The organism is Limibacillus halophilus, assembly GCF_014191775.1.
In the GTDB taxonomy this organism is placed as follows: domain Bacteria; phylum Pseudomonadota; class Alphaproteobacteria; order Kiloniellales; family CECT-8803; genus Limibacillus; species Limibacillus halophilus.
Window position 1 is genome coordinate 225,167 of record NZ_JACHXA010000001.1, and the last position, 18,415, is coordinate 243,581.

Consider the following 18,415-nt stretch of genomic DNA (forward strand, 5'->3'; position numbering starts at 1 on the left):
GATCCTACCTCCCTGCGGTCAGTAAACGAGTCAGCAGATAATCACAGGAGAGAACCCCGCCGCCTCGCGCGATCAAGAGAATGAGAAGCGACGCCCAGAGCAGATGCTCGCCCCAGTTACCTGGGAAGACGAAAAGCTGGATCGTCGCCGTTACCCCAAGCAGGGCCAGGGCCCCAAACCGGGTCATCAAGCCAAAGAACAACAGGACCGCGCCGCCCAGCTCGGCAGCCGTGCCAAGCACGGCGGCAAGCTCCGGCGACAGCAGGGGAACCTGATATTCATAGGCAAAAAGCTGCTGGGTGATCTCCCAACTCGCGAGCTTCGACTGCGCCGATTTCCAGAACAGACTGGCCAGCGCCACCCGACCCATGACTTGGACGAGCGACAACGGTACGCGTTCAACCGCCTCGACGACCCGTCGTAGCGCACGAGGGGCCGCCATATCGGCGATGGACCGAAGGGATAGAGTTTGTGAGTTCATAACACACTTCCTTTCCTATTGATGGTTGGCATTGAGGGATATGCCGGTGACGAGCCCCTCTCCGAAAAGATCCAAAAGCTCGACCGCCAGATCGAAGAACCGATCACGGTTCAGCGCGACCCGGGCGGACTGCTCGATGCTGTACCCATGGGCCAGAGCGTGGCGAAAGGCGAAGGTTGCACGGCCCTGTTTCTGGAGGCGGACATTCCGCGCATCCCGCTTGAGAATGTTGTAGGTCGTTTCGCGGAGCGGCACCGGCGGCGCGCTGGGATCGGCAGGCTCTCGAAGCTCTTCCCACAATGGCAAGACCGACCAGCGCAAAACGAGGAATTGAAGCGACGGCTGCAAAAGCAGACGGACATCCGCGCCCTCCTTCAGAAGCTTGAACAGCACCTGCGGTTCCAGCGCGCCGCACGCGCGTTCCAGCGCCGCTTGCGCAAAAGCCCACTCCAGGCGCGCGACATCCGCTAAATAGCGATACTCCCGGCACGCCGGGAAACGAGCGATGTAGTCCGGAAGCGCCGCGCCGTAGTGGGTAAGCCGAGGCTCGCTCGGCGGATTTGAACGAATGAAACCATCGGCGAGATAGGCAAAGAAGCGGTCGTCCACCAACCTGACCGTGACAGGGAAGGTCGCCTTCAAAGCAGCTGTCAGCGTCAACAACGTGGTGTCCCGATAAACGGCAATCCGATCCTGGATCGCCTTATTGCCGATCACCGCATCATCCTGAATGGTTTCGGTTAATCCCGCAGGTTCTTTGCGGCCGAGGACGACATCGCTCAAGCGCCCTTGAATGCAATCAAGCGAAGACATCGCGAACCTCCTTCAGATTGAGCGCTTGTACGTGCGGTTGTGTTGTTTGGGTCCTAGGGGATGAACGTACACTTCTGTCACATTCGGTGGTGCAGTTCGCCGGTGTCCGTGCCGGGGTCGTTTCATCCCGATCGGCTGCGTTGCTTGACGCCACGCTGTCCGCAAGCAGATCGGCCCGCGCTGCCTCTTCCAGCAGAACCGTCAAGGGCGGAAGAGCGGAATCCCATTCAATCAAGGTCGGCTGCGGCCCGGCCATGTGCAGGGCCGCACGGTAGAGCGCCCAAACCGGGCGGTCCACGCGAGATCCGTGATCGTCAATGAGCAGGGGGCCACCTTCGCCGTCGATCCGGCGATGACCGGCCAAGTGTATTTCGCCAACAGCGGTGGCGGGCAATGCCCGGAGGTATGCCAGAGCGTCCAAACCGAGATTGTGGGCCGTAACATAAACGTTGTTGACGTCGAGAAGCAGACCGCAACCGGTGCGCCGAACCAAGGCGGACAGGAACTCAGGCTCACTCATTGTCGCGTGTTTGAAATCCAGATAGGCGGAGGGATTCTCGATCAGAACTCGACGCTGAAGCCGTTCCTGCAAGCGCTCGACATTCCGTGCGACAACCGAGAGCGCTTCTTCGGTAAGCGGCAAGGGTAGCAGGTTGTTGAGGTATGCGCCGTCATGGACCGACCAGGAAAGGTGCTCGGATACCTGGGCAGGCTGATAGCGTTCGACCACGGCCTGCAAGCGCGATAGATGCGTCTCGCAAATACCCTCGGCAGAACCAAGTGAAAGCCCGACACCATGAAGGGAAATCGGGTAGGCGCTCCGAAGCGTCTCCAGATCATCGGCGGCGGCGCTGTCATTCATGAAGTTCTCTGCATGAACCTCCAGCCAGCCGACCGATGGCCGCCGCTCAAGCATCTCCGCGATGTGGGGGTGACGCAGGCCTATGCCCGCGTTGGCGGGGAGGCAAGATACTTGAGCGAATGCGGTCATTATAGTCTCCATCGGTCGGCGTGGCGGATCTTCGGCATTACTTGCTTGCAGGCTCAGCTGTTCTTGGGTTCGGTTGAGCCGCCCGCAATTTTGCCGCACGCTCCGGCTGGCAGATAAATCCAGGCATCGGCCTGCTGGTCGGTCTTGGACGTGCCGGCACAGGAGCTGTTTGCCGTCTGGCAGTCGTTCTTGCCTGCGCTGACGACGCCGTAGCACTTCTCGAACTTGAAATCCGGCTTCGGCGCCGGACCGGTCTGAGCGCTGGCGGTAGCTGCCGCCAAAGTGGCGGCGGCGGCGACGGCGGAAAGAACCAGGTGCTTCGTGTTGATCATTGGAAGTCTCCTCATTAAAGGTTGCGCATTGCGTAGGTTCATCGGAGGCAAGGCGGTTGCCTGCCCTGCAACCAATGTCGTCCGCTGCCGTTTGAATCTGAAATGCCAATCAGTGATGGTTTCGATAGAGCTGACGTATCGGGCATCGAAGGCGATGAAAAAAAACCTCCCGATTTCTCGGGAGGCTCCGGCAAACAGTCCGAAAGGTGCAGGGAGGGACGTGAATAGCTTGTGGGCTAGAGGAACCGCGCCTGGATATCGATCGTGGTTTCCTTGCCGATGTTCTCAAAGTTTTCCTGGAGCCAGAGCCCGGCCCGCTCGCGGCCCGTATCACGCAGCATGGTGAGAAAAGCCCAGTCGGCGTTGAGTTTGCTGCGGGCGCCCAGTTCCAGCATCACATCGTCGGCAGCGATCCCGTGTATCAGCATGCGCTTCAAATCAAGCTTGTTATCAACATCCTTATCGATCAGGTCGCTGACGAAGGCGATCGCCCTCATTTCGCGCATGAGCGACGAGTTGAAGCTGATTTCGTTGATGCGACTCATTATCTCGCTCGAAGTGCGGGGCACTTCTTTTCTTTCCAGCGGGTTGATATGCACGATCAGAACATCCCTGGTCGCACAGCTATAGATCAGGGGGAAGATCACCGGATTCCCCATATAGCCACCATCCCAGTAGGACTCGCCGTCGATCTCGACCGCCTGGAACAAGAACGGAAGACAGGCGGAGGCCAGCACGGCATCGCTTGTTAGCTGGGCATTGTCGAACACCTTGATCTTACCTGTACGTACGTTCGTGGCCCCCAGGAACACCTGTACTGGACAGGCGGCATTCCGAAGCACGTCGAAATCGACCGACTGCTCCAGCACCCGGCGCAACGGGTTCACGTTGTAGGGGTTGAACTGGTAGGGCGAAAACAATCGCGAGACCACGTCGAACCAGAGAAACATGGGGGAATGGTCCAGCGACCAATCCTTCATCGCGCGGTCAAACTCCGATGGCTGTAGTATACCGAAGGCCGCCGCGTGGCTGATCCGACGCCAGAAGTTCGCAAGCGCCTTCTTCGCGCCTTCCCGCCCGCCCGCGGCCAAACCATAGGCCAGAACAACGGCGTTCATGGCGCCGGCGCTGGTGGCGGCAATGCCTTCGAATGAGAGGCGGTCATCTTCCAGCAAACGGTCGAGTACGCCCCACGTGAACGCTCCATGGGCTCCGCCGCCCTGAAGAGCCAGGTTCAAGGTCTTGGTTCCAGGAACGCAGCCGCAAACACCGTGGTCCGGCATTTTGGTCCCGGATTGCGGCGATCTGGATGTCTGAACGTTCATCGCTTTTCTCCTTCTCCGGCCTCTCGGCATCGGGGGTTAATGCGCCGTCCAGCCGCCGTCGACCGGCAGGGCCGCGCCGGTGATCGACGCGCCGCCATCGGCGCAAAGGAATGCGGCAAGCGCGCCGATTTCCTCGACGGTCGCAAAACGCTTGTTGGGCTGCTGAGCCAGGAGGATCTGACGAATAACCTCCTCGCGCGGAATGCCGTGATTCTTGGCTTGGTCCTCGATCTGCTTTTCCACCAGAGGAGTCCAGACGTAACCGGGACAAATGGCATTGCAGGTGACGCCCGCCTCCGCGCCTTCAAGAGCGACGCATTTGGTCAAGCCGATAATGCCGTGCTTGGCCGCCACGTAGGCTGCTTTGAACGGTGAGGCGATCAACCCGTGAGCGGAGGAAACATTCACGATCCGCCCCCAGCCACGTTGTTTCATGCCGGCGAAGACCAACCGGGTCATATGGAAAGCCGAGGACAGGTTGATGGCGATGACCGCATCCCACTTGTGCGGCGGGAAGCTCTCGACGGGCGATACGTGCTGAATACCTGCGTTGTTGACCAGAATATCGACCGGCCCGAGGGCATCGTTGGCGTGCGCGACCATGCGCGCGATCTGTTCAGGACTGGACATGTCGGCGCCGTCGTATGCCACGTCGACATCATTCTGCAGGGAGAGCTCGCCGCGAATCCGCTCAATCTCCTCGGCGTCGCCGAAGCCGTTCAGCAACACTGCGGCACCGTTCTCTGCAAGCGTTCGCGCTATGCCTAGCCCAATGCCGCTGGTGGAACCGGTCACGATCGCAACCCGGCCTTCCAGAGCGCGCCGGCGGCGTGCGGAGGGGCGAGTGGCGAAACTGGTGTCGTACATTTTTTACCTCCTTTGAAAACTGTATGCCTGTCTGAAGGGGCAGGCCGATAGGAGGACGATGCGCTTATCCGGCTCGCTGGTGAAATGCCGCCGTGATATGATTTCGATAGCCAGGGAGTATTGGATAAAGATTGGCTCGTTGGTCCAAGATTGGAAAGTTGCGGTGAAAATGGCACCTCGAAAGGACTTAGCGCCATGGAGATGCATCACATCCGATACTTCCTCGCGGTCTGCGAAACATTGAATTTCACGCGGGCTGCGGAGAAGTGCAACGTTACTCAACCGGCGCTCAGCCGCGCCATTCAACAGCTCGAAGACGAGATCGGCGGCCTGCTTCTGCGCCGCGAAAGGGGTCTCACTCACATTACCGACCTCGGCGCGCTGCTCCGGCCGCGATTGGCACAGATCCTGGAAAGCGCCGAAGGCGCGAAACACGATGCTAAGCGTTTCCTGACCTTGGAGCAGGCAAGTGTGACTTTGGGTATCATGTGTACCGTCGGCCCTACCCGTTTCACCGGCCTGCTGGCCGACTTTCAGGCCCGGCATCCCGGTATAGAGTTGAAGTTGATCGAGGGAATGCCTGGGGCGCTCTGCGAGCAGCTTGGCGCAGGCGAGCTGGACGTCGCGATCATGAGCGACCCAGACGGCTTTCCCGAGCGTTTCAACAGCCATACCCTTTACAGGGAACGCTTCGTTCTGGCCTTTCCCTTCGGACACCGTTTTGCAGCCATGAGCGAGATCCCGGTCGCCGCAATCCACGGCGAGAATTACCTTCGGCGATTGAATTGCGAGTACCGCGACAACCTGCTTTCGCTCTGCCAGGTGCAGCATGTGGGCTTGCATCTGGCTTACGCCAGCGAGCGTGAGGACTGGATTCAGAACATGGTCGCCGGCGGTCTGGGAATCTGTTTCATCCCCGAGTACAGCGCCGTCCTCCCTGGCATCAAGACGCGCCCCGTCGTCGAGCCGGATGTCTGGCGGGAAATTTCGCTGGTGACCGTTTCCGGGCGCCGTTTCTCGCCTGCGGTCGCCGCCTTCGTGCAGGCGGTCAAATCCTATAAGTGGGCGCCGCCCGCGAGTGGCGCGCGGCTAAGCGCCGCTTGAATCCGAATCGATAACCCTCAACGGTGACCGCGGGGCGTTGCCAGCCGCGTCGCGCATACCAGCGCCAGCAGCAACGCGACAACCAATCCCGCAACGGTTGCCGGCCAGCCGAACAAACTGAAGAGCTGACCCAGGACAGCGCTACCGAAAAGACCTCCGCAGTAATAGGACGCCAGATAGAGCCCGCTAGCCGCCCCGCGGTCACCGGTTGCGGCGCTGCTGACGTATCCGGTTGCAGCCGCCTGGGCGAAGAAGGTGCCGACGGCGACCAGCACAAGCCCCAACAGGACCGCAGATAAGCTTGGCAAGAGCAAAAGCGGCAAGCTGAAAAGCGCCAGCGCCAGCGCACCCAGGAAGGTCGGCCGCGACCCGAAACGCTGTACGGCGCGACCGGCCAGGGGGGTGGTTATGATAGAGGGTAGAAAGACGAAGTAGACAAACCCAAGCTGCATGGCATCGAGCGCCAGCGGTTCGGCGACCAGCAGGAAATTTACATAGGTGAAGGCGCCGATGAAAACGAACAGGATCAAGAATCCCAGCAGAAAGGCCGGGCGCAACAGAGGGTTGCGCAGATGCTCGGCCCAGGCCGCGAAAATCGGCGGGCGCGGTCCGGCATCCGCCATCATAGGGGTGACTCCACGCAGGCTATAGAAGACCAGCAGAGCACCCGCCAGATTAAGTCCCGCAAGGATCGCGAAGTTGGCTGAAAGCCCAAGATGATCGGCAATGGCCGCCGACATCAATCGACCCAGGAAGTTACTGGCGACGTTGCCGGTCACATAGGCGGCCAGGGCGCCCGCTTTCTCCTCGGCGCTGCATTGCTCCGCCAGATAGGCGACCGTCAGCGTGAAGGAGGCCGACATGAAGACGCCCTGCAGGACACGAAGAACCGTGAAGGTCGCCAGATCGGGCATGGTGGCCAGCAGCAGCGTCGGGACCGCCAGGAGCGAAAGGCTCACCCAGATACCCTTGCGGCGATTGATGCGGCGGCTAAAGAGCGCCACCAGCAACCCGGAGACCGCCATACCGAACGTGCTGGCGTTGACGGCGACCCCCATCTCCGCCGGCGTCGCATCGTAGGCCGCCGCCAGGCTCGGCAGGATTGCCTGGGCGGCGAAAAGATCGATCAAGGTCAAGAAACTGATTACGCCGATCACAAGCGCCCGGATGCGGCGTGCAGTCGCTTGGCTGCCTCTGACGGTCGGGGGAAGCGTGGAAACGGGGGTTATGCTGGACATGGCGCAATTCCTTGCAACAAGAAGCGGCGTGGCGCCCAGTCGCAAGAACCGAAGTTGCTAGGACCAAGAGCGCCACGGACGCTAAACAACGGACGATTAGATGGGGATGACGCAGGAACCCGAGGCGACGGCTGAGTCGCGGTCCTGATGTCACCACCGATTACATGACCTTCGCGTCGTCCTTCTTGACGTGAAGGATGTCACTGGAGATCAGCACCACAGGTTCGTTGCTGTTGTTCTTCCACCAGTGCGCCAGCCCGACGGACTCCTTGGCCGCGTCGCCGGCCTTGTGCTCGATCGGCACCGCACAGTTGCTGGAGTATTCAGTGATGGCGCCGGACACGATGTAGATCAGCGCCGGACGCTCGCCGTGCGAATGCCAAGGCACGACACCGCCGGGCTCGACAACCAGACGGCGCATACGGAACTGCGTGTCTTCCAGTTTTACCGCCTGGGTCGCCAGGTCGATATGGCTCAGCACCGTGTCGGAAACGCCCTTGGGTTCGGTCTCGCCGGACTGGCGAACGCCCTGTTTAACCTGGTCGGCCGGACATTCTCCGGCGGAAGCGCCGGGCGAAAGCAGGGCCGTCGCGCCGAGCAGCAGCCCGGCGACAAGAAACCGCGAACCGCGGCCGATAGCGAAGTGGGTCATGGCAGTAAACTCCTTTGCTCAAAGCCGGTTGCGCCGGACGCGGGCAACCTGATGAGCAAAGGTAGGGAAGGCTCCGCCTCGCGTGAAATGCCGTTCCCCTGTCATTTCGATAACCGGAATGTATGGTGGGAAGAAAAAAGACAGGGCCCTCTCGCCAGGGCGGCATGTTTGGGAGGATGTGAATGATGGCCAAAGAGGAAAACTTCCAGCTGGAGGGCGATGCGCCGCGCCTCTACGAGGCTGAAAAGGTTCCCGCAATCTTCACGGCGCTTGCCGAAGCGACGCTCGAACGCGCTGGTGTCACTGCTGGTGCGCGCGTGCTCGACGTCGCTTGTGGAACGGGGATTGTGGCCCGTCTTGCCGCTGCGGCAATGCCGCCGGGCAGTATCGTCGCCGGTATCGACCAGAACGCGGGGATGCTCCGCGTTGCTGCGGCGGTGGCCGAACAAACGGGATTGGTCATAGACTGGCGGCAATGCGATGTCTGCGCCATGCCCTTCGCGTCCGCAAGCTTCGATCTGGTCTTTTGCCAACAGGGATTACAGTTTTTTCCGGACAGGGCCGGGGCATTGCGCGAGATGGCGCGTGTGCTGACTCCTCGTGGCCGCCTGGCGCTAACCGTCTGGAAGTCAGTCAGTCCCTATGGCGCGGCGCTTTCGAGGGCTCTCACCAGATTTGTCAGCCGCCGCGCAGGAGAGCGCGCTCTGGCGCCCTTTTCATTCGATGAGACGGACGAAATTGCCGTCCTGGCGGGTCAGGCGGGATTCATGGACGTGAAGTCGGAATGCTTTACGATTCTGAGGCGGATGGGACCGGCCGAGGAGTCAATTCTAGCCGACATCGCAGGCATGCCCTACGCAGGCGAAGTGGCGGCAATTGCCGCCGACAAGAAAGCCGCTCTCGTCAATCAGGTCGCCGGAGACCTCAAAGATTTCAAAGTGCCGGGCGGGTACGCTATCCCCTGCGAAACCTTCCTCGTCACCGCCACGCGCGCGGCCTGAAAAACGACGCGGGCAACCTGATGAGCAAAGGTAGGGAAAGCCCCGCCTTGGATGAAATGCCGCTCCTCTGTCAATTCGCTAGCCGGAATGTATTGCGGGGGGTGAGGGATGAGAAGTGGTCAAGGTGTTTTCAGTTGCCCTTTTATCTCTTTCTCATAACGATATTTTCTTCCTAAATTGCACAACTTATAGTACCAGCATTGTTCTGATTTCAAGGCAAGGAGGGTTGTATGAGAGGGATTCTGTTTGCGGCCTTAGTTGCGGTCTTCAGCCTTGGGCCGAACCACGTCAACGCAGGCAAGATGTCAACGCCCGTGCTTCAGAGCAAAGTTCTAGAACATGGCGGGGGATGTCGGAAAAGCTCGCCGCCCGGAAAATGCTGCCACATGGACCGGAAAGTCGGCATCGTACACTGCCACTAACGCAAAAAGCGGATCATCGTTCTGCAGAAAAGGCGGCGAAGGTTACCAGGGCTCTAACAACGAATTTTCGATGCTCTGCAATTAACCATCGGGGCTCGCTATGTGAGTTTAGCGAACCATCCTTGGATTCAAGAAATTTGTCCTGACCCTCAATCAACTGCCGGGAAGTCGGGGACATCATTACCCGGCCGCCTAGATCAGGATCCAGAGATAGATCCCATAGCCAGCCAAGAAGGTGGCGCCTTCGAGGCGGCTAATACGCCAGCCCGTGACGGCAAAGCACACCAGCAGCAGGGCGGTCGCCAGCATGACCCAGATGTCGAAGGCCTTGATCTCCGGCGGCACGGGAACCGATGCGACGGTTGCCGTCACGCCTGCGATTCCAAGGATGTTGAAGATATTGCTGCCGACGATGTTACCGAGCGCCACATCGCCCTGGCGGCGGATGGCCGCTAGCACCGAAACCGCCAATTCCGGCAAGGAGGTGCCCACGGCGACGAGAGTCAGGCCGATTACGCTCTCCGACACGCCGAATTCCCGTGACAAAACAACAGCGGAACCGACCAGTAGGTTGGCACCCACCACTACGGCCGCAATTCCCCCAAAGGCGACCAGTAGGGCAAAAGGCAGAGCCATGCCTCCCGGTTTTCGTGGCGCCAAAACCTCTCCCTCGGCCAAATGCATGCGGGCGGAGGCGTCCTCTCGCCTGCGTTCCGCCAAGAAGGTCCAAACCGTGTAAGCCGCTAGCAGGCCGAGGAAGACAATCCCAATTAGGCTGGACAGCGTGCCCAGAATGCTGACCGCCACGAGCAGTAGGCTCGCCCCGACCAGCACCGTGCCGTCACGATGGAACGCCGCCGGTGTTATCGAGAGCGGCAGGATTACGGCGGAGACTCCCAGGATCAGCAGAATGTTGGCGATGTTGCTGCCGACGATGTTGCCGACCGCGATTCCCGGGGCACCGATGAAAGCGGCCTCCAGGCTGGCTACGAGTTCCGGGGTTGAAGTTCCGAAACCGACGAGTGTCAGCCCGATCAGAAGGGGCGAGACGTTGAGCCGTTGCGCCGCCTCAACGGCTCCCTTCACCAAGGCTTCGCCGCCGCCCAGGAGCAGCAATAGGCCCGCCGTCAGTTCCAGCCAAACCAAAGAATCCTCCCTTGGAAATCTTCCGCTCTGTAGCGCACGCTCGATGAGACGGCTTACACCCTGTATCAGGGCCAAGAAGATGTCGTGACGACCTGACGGAAACTCAAGAGAACGATGACGCCGCCGACCAGGGTCATGATCAAGCGCTCTGGCAGATACCGGGCGGCATAGGCAGCGACCGGAGCGGCCAGGACACCGCCCACAATGAGACCTCCGATGATCGGCCAGGGCTGTAGACCTATGGTACCAAGGAACGTGACCGAAACAACGGATGCGACGAAAAACTCGGCCGCGTTGGAGGAACCTATGGCAAGGCGCGGTGTTAGTCCCCGCCCGACCAGTGTTGAAGTGACGATCGGCCCCCATCCGCCGCCACCAGCCGCATCCAGGAACCCGCCGATAGCACCCAAAAAAACCATGTGACGCATCGGCTGCCCACTGTCGCTCCGACGTGGCCGCAGCGCTTTGATCAGGATAATGCAGCCCATCACCAGAAGGTAGGCACTAACCGTCAGCATGATCACGTCACCGGGAGATATCACAAGGACGTAGGCCCCGGTCGCGCCGCCAAGCATGCCAGAGAAGGCGAGTGCAGCAACAAGGCGCGGACGGATGTTGCCGAGCCGCCAGTGTGAGAGAGCGGAAGCGCTAGTGGTGAATACCTCTGCCACATGGACGCTGGCGCTGGCCGTGGCTGGTCCCACCCCCAGACCCAGCAGCACGCTCATACTGGTCAGGCCATAGGCCATGCCGATGGCGCCGTCCACGAGCTGGGCCAAGAAACCGACCGCGACGAAGAGCAGAAAGTCCTGCATCGCACCCTCCGCCAGTAGTGAGAGCATTCTACTCTGGAGGAAGTCTGTGCGATATGGCGCTTAAAGGCAGGCCAGCAGGAATGAAGATTGGCGTCCCCGGCAGGATTCGAACCTGCGACCCTCAGATTAGGAATTTTATTCTGAGGTTATGAACAAAGCCGCATAGTTTACGCTGATACCCTGTATTAGATTGTTTTCATTGATAGAACATATTTTTCTCTTACGCCAATCCAACCCGTAAGACTCTTGCATTTCGCTGTCAGTTGCTTCCATATTGCTTCCAGATTCGATTTAAGGACGCAATATGCCGAAGCTCACTAAGCGTACCGTTGATGCCCTGCAGGCAACTGAGAAGGACTTCTTTCTATGGGATAGTGAACTCCCTGGCTTCGGGGTTCGGGTCATGCCTTCGGGTCGCAAGAGCTATCTCATTCAGTATCGCGACGCTGGGCGGCGTACCCGCCGCAAGGGGCTCGGCAAGCATGGTGTGGTTACAGCTGATGAGGCGCGAACGGAAGCCCGCGCCCAACTGGCTGCCATAACACAGGGAAGTAACCCGGCGGAAGAGAAGCGCAAGAAGGCGATCGCGCCTGATATCGCTGCGTTATGTGAGCGCTTCATGTCCGAGCATGTCGCCCATCGCTGCAAACCGAGCACCCAAAATGAGTATCGACGCAACATCGATCGCTTCATCAAACCCGCTCTTGGCAAATATAAGATTGAAGAAGTGACGCGGGCCCAAGTCTCAGAACTACATCAACGGTTCCACGATAGGCCGTATCAGGCAAATCGGAACCTGGCTGTACTATCGGTCATGTTCAATCGGGCAGAACTTTGGGGGCTACGCCCCGATGGCTCCAACCCTTGTCGTCATATCCGAAAGTATCCGGAGAAACAGCGGGAACGCTATTTGACCGATGCTGAGTTGAGTAGGCTGGGCGCGACACTGCAAGAACTGGAAGCGTCGGGAGAGGAGTCGTTAGCTTCCATCAATGCCATTCGGCTCTTGATCCTGACTGGCTGTCGCCTGGGAGAAGTCTTGACCCTGCAATGGGACTATATTCGGGAAGACGCCATCTGGCTTCCAGACTCAAAGACGGGCGCAAAGAAGGTCTACCTTGGCCCAGCAACGTTAGAAGTCTTGGAACAAATCGAACGGCTACCTGACAACCCTTATGTAATTACAGGGATTAAACCGGGCTCCCACCTCATCAACCTACAGAAGCCCTGGCGACGTATCCGAGCCAAAGCAGGTTTGGTAGATGTTCGCATCCATGACCTGCGCCACTCCTTTGCGTCTAGCGCAGTTGGTATAGGCGAGAGCTTACCCATGCTAGGGAAGCTTTTAGGACACACCCAGCCGCAAACCACAGCGCGCTACGCGCACCTGGCAGACGACCGAATGAAGGCCGCAGCCAGTCGCGTCTCTTCCGAGATCGCAGCGAAACTCTTAGTTGCGCAGTGAGACCCAACACATGCCGAGAAACTTTTTGGGCCGTTAGGTATCACCAAGTTCAAGGTCATTTATATTTTGTACATGCTAAAACGGAACATCGTGCAATGGATTGGTTTTGAAAAAGCGATAGTTTGAGTTCAGATGTATTGAACTCGAAAGGTCGCTTGGATTTCAAAGAAGTGGGCATATGGACATCGAAAGAATCAACTCCTCCTCGGCAGGACTCGCAATAATCGGATGGTTTGCCGGACTTTCCTATTACAACTGGCTTGCTTCTGACCCAACAAGCATGCCGATTTGGGCGCATGCCGTGCTCGTGATTGGTGGCATGTTTTTCGCCTCCATCGTGATTGGCGGTGGGTTAGCTTTGTTGGCGGCCGGCCTAACAAGGGCATTGACTGGCAAGATGGACGGGAGCTCAGATGTGTTTTCGTCGATGGCCTTTGTTAGTCCAGTGGTTGCGTTTTTTGCTGCTAAATACGGTCTCGGTCTTTTTCAATAGAGCTTGCTAATCGGGGCATGGTTTGTCGTTAAGGCCATCGTTTTACGACATAACCTAAGCAGCGAATGTGACGTGTCCATTTTCGTCAATCGGCCATGTGGGGTTATAGGCTATTTCCCATGCGTGATCGTCTGGGTCTGCAACGTAGCCTCTAAACCCGCCCTGTGGCGGCTCATCGGCGGGGCGAAGCAATTTGCCACCAGCATCAACAAGTCTCTGCATCGTAAGCTCTACGTCTTCACGAGAGCTAACATTATGGGCGAGCGAGAATGCAGCAGGGCTATTGAGCGAATCGCGTTGAGTATCTTTCGCCAACTCACTGCCAAGCCATGTTCCGAAAACAAACCCGTTCATTTGGTAAAATGCAATTTCTTCATTCTCGAAAATTGGCTTCCAGCCAAAGCCATCGCTATAAAACTGCTTTGACCTCTCAAGGTCTGCGATGCCGAGTGTGATTACAGAGATTTGTTGTTGCATAGCAGAATCCTTTCGTTCTTTCCTCACACCATGCGAGCGGTGGAGCGGCGGCAATAGGGCAATGATGCGCTGCTGTACTGTTTGCTATTAAACCGCCTTTCCCTCAGTAGCTATTATAGGTGAACCCTGCCATTCGACTCCCAGGGGGTCACAAGTGACTCTCAGCCTATTACTCTCCGTCTGCGCTGACCGCCATACTCGACGCACAACCCTGTATTATAGAGCGCCGGTATATAAACGCTGGATTGAGGTGCCGTTCGCTATTGGCTATAGGCGTTGGTGTAATACCGAATGAAGCAGGAATGATCTGGTGGTTAGAGCAAAACCCAAGAAGAAATGGCGCCCAGAGCTGACCGGAAAACAGGACGGGCTGGCTGCTGACGAGCTCAGACACCTTGCCCGCATGTTTCGCGGGAAGTCCGGCGCATCACTCGATGAGATTGAAGACGAGCTCGAACACTGTGTGATGGAAGCACAGTTTGACGCGGGAATGAGCCCACCGCCTTCAATGGCTGAAATCCGATCGGCACTCACTCGGCTATCGAAGCGGCTACAATCTGTTGAACAAGCCTTTGCAGACCTCGACACAGAATCCATCATGCATTTGGAGCGGGCTCTCTATGAGACCCCTTATGCAAGCGACAGAGACCCTCTGCCAAAGCCCGATCCGATGAAGAAAAACGTCCCCACTTTGCAGCACACGATAATGTCTCTCGTAATGGGTCGCCTCCTTACCTCCTCGAGTACCCTTCAAACCGCGATCCAGGGGCTATTGTCCGGTGATCAGTTGAAGGCCGGTCGCGCCGGTCGAAAAAGCGACGATGGGCTTGATACTCTCATCGAAGGGTTAGCCAACGCCTATGAGCGGTTTGTTGGAGAGCCTGCCCGCAGCGGGATTTCCTATGACCGTCATGCACGGCTTTATGACGGGTCGTTTTTCCGCATAGTCGAAGAAGCTCTTCGCTTAGGCTTGCCCGAGAAATCTGCAACAAACGCGGCTCTCGGGAAACGAATTGTTCGCGCTCTGAAACCAAAATAGCCCCACCGAATGGGGTAATTCTGACCTTCCAATCGCTGGTCATTCATCAAGCTCTCTCTCAGATTTGGTTGCGTGGTCGTAAACAATTCGAGGTATGAGAAATGACACCTACAGAACTAAACCAGGTTGCTTCGCAGGCTTACTACGATCAGCTCTTGAAAGAGCGAGAAGCGGCAGAATTTTTGGGCTTCACAGTGCGCGCATTGCAGAATTGGCGTGTTCGCGGTGGCGGACCTGAATTCATCCGCAGCTCCAGTCGCGCAATCCGTTATCAACGGCGAGACCTGATCGCCTGGGCCGATGCGCGCCGGTGCCGCACAACCACCGACGCGGCGTAACGCCCTTACCTGTTTTGCCCTGGCAGGGTTGGTCGCTCTGCTAGGGATTTTGGGGGTGGGAGCGGACCGGCAAAGAGAGGCGTACAGCTTGCTCCAACCGATCCAAACTCACTCAAAAGCGAGGGCGGGAACCTACCCGCCCTCGCCCTTTCCTACCCACCCCTAAAACTTAATGCGACCTCGACCCGATAGGGTCGAAATAAAGCGCCCGCAAGGGCGCTTCTCTTACCAAAAAAGCTAGATCAGCACGACAGGCGACGCCTGTAAGGAGGGGTCCTTGTAACACCCCTCCCTTCAATTACTCCAACGTAGTGGAGCGTACGAAATGTATCATCTTCTCTATGCCGGGTTTGACACCCTCGATGTGGCCTTTGCCGGAGCCCTGCCGATAGAAGCCCTGGAAGAACTGGAGCAGGCCCACCTGAAAGCCCAGGAGAGCCAAGAAGACAGCTTGCTAACGCTTGGCCCCGGTAAGCTCGACATGCATGTCAAAGGCTATGGCTCCAAGGGTGGCTATGCCTATGTGATGGACACTGGCCCCACTGGTATCATCTGGAAGGTGAAGAAGAACAACGATACCCACCAGTGGAACCTTTTTGCCTCTCCCCGCGCAACTTTGCTCCTCAGTCACGGCTATCAAGGCACCCGCTATAAGCTCTATGCCGAGCTAGAAGCCATGGGCGCCAAGGTCACCAATCACAGCATCAACCGGGTCGATTTCGCCATGGACTTCCGCACCAAGGGCTTTGAACTGCATCAAGATCAGTTTGTCGCCCATTCGCACACCAAGGTCTCGCCCCATTGGGGAGAGAAGCAAGACTACAAGGATCGCTCGCAGCCGAGCGCTGTCCTACGCGGCCGCCGTTTGGAATCGGTCACCATAGGCAAACAGCCAGGTCGCCAAATCATCGTCTATGACAAGCGGCGCGAAGCGACCGAGAAGCAAAAGTACTTCTGGTTTAAAGCTTGGGGCGAAGATCGCCATAACCCGGACTTGGAAGTATGGCGGGTCGAGGTGCGCGCCGGTAAGAAAGAGCTCAAAGACAAGTACCTGATACGAACCTTCCATGACTTCGAGACGGCCATAGGCGATGTAATCGTCAACTCATTGGATGAGGTGCGCTATCTGGATGATTGGCAGTCAGACAGCAACGTGACGCGGCAAGCCCTACACCCGCTCTGGACCGCAGCCCAGGAGGTAGCCAATCGCAATCTACTGGCCTTGCGCGCCGGTCTCACACCGGGACAGGTCAAAGCCTATGAGCTAGACCTTGCCAGGGAGCGCTACGCAGCAATGGCCTACAGCGGTGCACTCGGCCTAGCTGTTAGCTTGAGTATGGATGATGCGGAAATAGAGGCCAACCTACCCTCACTCGCTGCCGAGTGGGCGGAGATACGGTTGCATGAGGACAAACACCGCCATGAAAGGGCAATAGGTAGGATGAGGGCGCGGTTGCGCTTTAGTGCGTGAAACCAGCAAACCATCAGTTTAATGATGCAAAGGGTTACAATCGAATTACGGTTTGCGGCTGGACATTAGGCATTGCAAGCTGGCAATGATCTTACGAAACATTGCTTTTCATTTTTTAGAGGATTCGACGTGACCGAGCTGAACTTTAAAGGCAAGGAGTTCGTCTACAATCATCACCTAGCTGTCCCATTTCGACCGTTAATGCCAGATGAGAGCAAAGGCATAGGTCCCGTCGCACTGGACGGTAACTTGATCATCCAAGGTGATAATCTACATGCCCTGAAGGCACTCTTGCCCCTCTATGCGGGGAAGGTGGATTGCATCTTTATCGATCCACCCTACAACACCGGCAATGAAGGCTGGGCCTATAACGACAACGTCAATGCCCCGATGATCAAAGAATGGCTTGAATCTAATCCGATAGGGATAGAGGACGGCCTGCGCCATGATAAGTGGTGCGCCATGATGTGGCCCAGGCTGCGGCTCTTGCACGAGCTTCTTTCCGATACAGGAAGCCTCTGGATAACGCTTGACGACAATGAAATGCATCGCGCGAAGCAACTGCTGGATGAGGTTTTTGGTCTCGATGGTTTCGTTGCAACATGCATTTGGCAGAAACGCTTCTCCCCATCCAACGACGAGAAGTTTATATCGACAACTCATGATTACTTACTTGTATACGCCAAAGAAAAGGAGGTTTGGGCACGAGGGCTAATTCCCCGAACTCGAGAGCAGCTGGAATTGTATTCAAACCCTGATGGGGACGCACGTGGAGACTGGGCTTCCGACAACTATGTCTCCAATAAATCGAAGAATGAGCGTCCGAATAGCTGGTTCCCGATCACGCGACCTTATGATGGAAAAGAGATTTGGCCTTCGCCCACTGCTGTCTGGCGATACTCTCGCACTCAACACAAGAAGAATGTCGCGGAAGGTCGTGTATGGTGGGGTGAGGCGGGATTGAATGACGTTCCGCGGTTCAAACGATTTCTTTCTGAAGTACAAGACGGCGTAGTCCCGCAGACCTTATGGCGGCATCATGAGGTTGGTCATAATCAAGGGGCAAAGCAGTTCCTAAAGAAATTGTTTCCCGAACTTGATGATGTATTTCAGACTCCAAAGCCACTTGAACTATTGTTGCGGGTTCTACAAATCGCGAGCAGCAAAGACGCGCTTATACTTGACTCCTTTGCTGGCTCCGGCACCACGGCTCACGCTGTGCTTGAAGCCAACCGGCGCGACGGGGGCAACCGCCGTTTTATACTAGTAGAAATGGAAGACTATGCTGACCGGTTGACGGCGGAGCGCATGCGCCGGGTGATTAATGGTTATGACTTCAAGGGCACGCTACGAACCGAGCTACTTCGGGAGCGGCTGATTTGGCGCACAATCAGCAATGCCGGGGAGTTGGCCCACAAGGTCGAAGCCATTGAAAACCTTCACGGCCACGAGTACGACCGTATCAAGAAAGAAGTGAAGGACAGCGAACTGATCGTGACGGGAGAAAAAACCGTGGCCGAGCGCGCCGAGGGTCTTGGGGGAACATTCACCTATTGTACACTTGGTGAGCCGGTCGAGCTGGACAGAATACTGAGCGGTGAAACTTTGCCGTCATTCGACGGTATCGGTTCCATTCTCTTCCACATGGCCACTGCACGGGCCTTTGACCCAAGCGCTATGCGCCCGGATGATTTCTATCTCGGGAATACCGAAGGGCAGCATGTTTGGTTGATCTATAAACCCGATATTGACTGGCTGAAGACACCCGAATCCGCGCTGACGCTTTCGCGGGCAAAGGCGTTTGCTGCGACCGATCCGGACAGCCGCCATCTTGTTTTCGCTCCCGCTCGCTATGTCAGCCAAAAAATGCTGGCAGAGCAGAATGTGCCGGTGGAATTCGTCCCGCTACCCTTCGCACTTTATCGCATTGACCGGAGCTGAGCGC

The 18,415-nt window shown here is 57.5% G+C and carries 19 protein-coding genes; 8 read left to right on the forward strand and 11 right to left on the reverse strand.

Annotation, left to right across the window (positions count from 1 at the left end; genetic code table 11):
• Positions 1–4: 4 nt before the first annotated feature.
• From FHR98_RS01035 to FHR98_RS01060, 6 genes are all read right to left on the reverse strand, one after another.
• Positions 5–481, reverse strand: a complete 477-nt coding sequence (locus tag FHR98_RS01035) for a DoxX family protein (protein WP_183414751.1) — start codon at positions 479–481, stop codon at positions 5–7.
• A 15-nt stretch (positions 482–496) separates the two neighbouring features.
• Positions 497–1,294 (reverse strand): HvfC/BufC N-terminal domain-containing protein, encoded by a 798-nt coding sequence (locus FHR98_RS01040; protein ID WP_183414752.1) that lies wholly within the window; start codon positions 1,292–1,294, stop codon positions 497–499.
• Positions 1,281–2,285: an MNIO family bufferin maturase gene (gene bufB / locus FHR98_RS01045; RefSeq protein WP_183414753.1), complete on the reverse strand. Its 1,005-nt coding sequence runs from the start codon at positions 2,283–2,285 to the stop codon at positions 1,281–1,283. The genes FHR98_RS01040 and bufB overlap by 14 nt, the downstream gene beginning before the upstream one ends.
• Positions 2,286–2,338: 53 nt before the next feature.
• On the reverse strand, positions 2,339–2,617 hold the full coding sequence (locus tag FHR98_RS01050) for a BufA1 family periplasmic bufferin-type metallophore (RefSeq protein WP_183414754.1): 279 nt from the start codon (positions 2,615–2,617) through the stop codon (positions 2,339–2,341).
• A gap of 236 nt (positions 2,618–2,853) precedes the next feature.
• On the reverse strand, positions 2,854–3,942 hold the full coding sequence (locus tag FHR98_RS01055; RefSeq protein ID WP_322091199.1) for a patatin-like phospholipase family protein: 1,089 nt from the start codon (positions 3,940–3,942) through the stop codon (positions 2,854–2,856).
• A 36-nt stretch (positions 3,943–3,978) separates the two neighbouring features.
• A complete protein-coding gene (locus tag FHR98_RS01060) occupies positions 3,979–4,809 on the reverse strand; it encodes a 3-hydroxybutyrate dehydrogenase (RefSeq protein WP_183414755.1) in 831 nt (276 codons plus the stop codon).
• A gap of 195 nt (positions 4,810–5,004) precedes the next feature.
• On the opposite strand from FHR98_RS01060, the gene FHR98_RS01065 reads away from it, so the two are divergent.
• Positions 5,005–5,913: a LysR family transcriptional regulator gene (locus FHR98_RS01065; protein WP_183414756.1), complete on the forward strand. Its 909-nt coding sequence runs from the start codon at positions 5,005–5,007 to the stop codon at positions 5,911–5,913.
• A 17-nt stretch (positions 5,914–5,930) separates the two neighbouring features.
• Here FHR98_RS01065 and FHR98_RS01070 read toward each other — a convergent pair whose 3' ends face one another.
• Entirely contained in the window at positions 5,931–7,151 is a 1,221-nt protein-coding gene (locus tag FHR98_RS01070) for an MFS transporter (protein ID WP_183414757.1), read from the reverse strand.
• Positions 7,152–7,311: 160 nt separating this feature from the next.
• Positions 7,312–7,803: a cupin domain-containing protein gene (locus FHR98_RS01075; RefSeq protein WP_183414758.1), complete on the reverse strand. Its 492-nt coding sequence runs from the start codon at positions 7,801–7,803 to the stop codon at positions 7,312–7,314.
• A 182-nt stretch (positions 7,804–7,985) separates the two neighbouring features.
• Between FHR98_RS01075 and FHR98_RS01080 the strand changes: the two genes are divergently transcribed.
• Positions 7,986–8,804, forward strand: coding sequence for a class I SAM-dependent methyltransferase (locus FHR98_RS01080; protein ID WP_183414759.1), 819 nt, complete (start codon positions 7,986–7,988; stop codon positions 8,802–8,804).
• Between the two features lie 614 nt (positions 8,805–9,418).
• On the opposite strand, the gene FHR98_RS01085 is transcribed toward FHR98_RS01080, so the two are convergent.
• Both FHR98_RS01085 and FHR98_RS01090 read right to left on the reverse strand, forming a co-directional pair.
• Entirely contained in the window at positions 9,419–10,372 is a 954-nt protein-coding gene (locus tag FHR98_RS01085; RefSeq protein WP_183414760.1) for a calcium/sodium antiporter, read from the reverse strand.
• A 65-nt stretch (positions 10,373–10,437) separates the two neighbouring features.
• A complete protein-coding gene (locus tag FHR98_RS01090) occupies positions 10,438–11,187 on the reverse strand; it encodes a sulfite exporter TauE/SafE family protein (protein ID WP_183414761.1) in 750 nt (249 codons plus the stop codon).
• 304 nt (positions 11,188–11,491) lie between these two features.
• On the opposite strand from FHR98_RS01090, the gene FHR98_RS01095 reads away from it, so the two are divergent.
• Both FHR98_RS01095 and FHR98_RS01100 read left to right on the forward strand, forming a co-directional pair.
• Positions 11,492–12,652, forward strand: coding sequence for a tyrosine-type recombinase/integrase (locus FHR98_RS01095; protein ID WP_183414762.1), 1,161 nt, complete (start codon positions 11,492–11,494; stop codon positions 12,650–12,652).
• A 178-nt stretch (positions 12,653–12,830) separates the two neighbouring features.
• Complete coding sequence (locus tag FHR98_RS01100) at positions 12,831–13,145, forward strand: hypothetical protein (RefSeq protein WP_183414764.1); 315 nt, start codon at positions 12,831–12,833, stop codon at positions 13,143–13,145.
• A gap of 54 nt (positions 13,146–13,199) precedes the next feature.
• On the opposite strand, the gene FHR98_RS01105 is transcribed toward FHR98_RS01100, so the two are convergent.
• Positions 13,200–13,622, reverse strand: coding sequence for a VOC family protein (locus FHR98_RS01105; protein ID WP_183414765.1), 423 nt, complete (start codon positions 13,620–13,622; stop codon positions 13,200–13,202).
• 310 nt (positions 13,623–13,932) lie between these two features.
• Here FHR98_RS01105 and FHR98_RS01110 point away from each other — a divergent pair, with 310 nt between their 5' ends.
• From FHR98_RS01110 to FHR98_RS01125, 4 genes are all read left to right on the forward strand, one after another.
• Positions 13,933–14,661 carry a hypothetical protein gene (locus tag FHR98_RS01110; protein WP_183414767.1) on the forward strand — a complete coding sequence of 243 codons (729 nt, stop codon included), beginning with the start codon at positions 13,933–13,935 and terminating at the stop codon, positions 14,659–14,661.
• Positions 14,662–14,762: 101 nt separating this feature from the next.
• Positions 14,763–14,999: a helix-turn-helix transcriptional regulator gene (locus FHR98_RS01115; RefSeq protein WP_183414769.1), complete on the forward strand. Its 237-nt coding sequence runs from the start codon at positions 14,763–14,765 to the stop codon at positions 14,997–14,999.
• A 325-nt stretch (positions 15,000–15,324) separates the two neighbouring features.
• Positions 15,325–16,470: a hypothetical protein gene (locus tag FHR98_RS01120; RefSeq protein WP_183414770.1), complete on the forward strand. Its 1,146-nt coding sequence runs from the start codon at positions 15,325–15,327 to the stop codon at positions 16,468–16,470.
• 129 nt (positions 16,471–16,599) lie between these two features.
• Positions 16,600–18,411, forward strand: coding sequence for a site-specific DNA-methyltransferase (locus tag FHR98_RS01125; RefSeq protein ID WP_183414772.1), 1,812 nt, complete (start codon positions 16,600–16,602; stop codon positions 18,409–18,411).
• Positions 18,412–18,415: the final 4 nt, after the last annotated feature.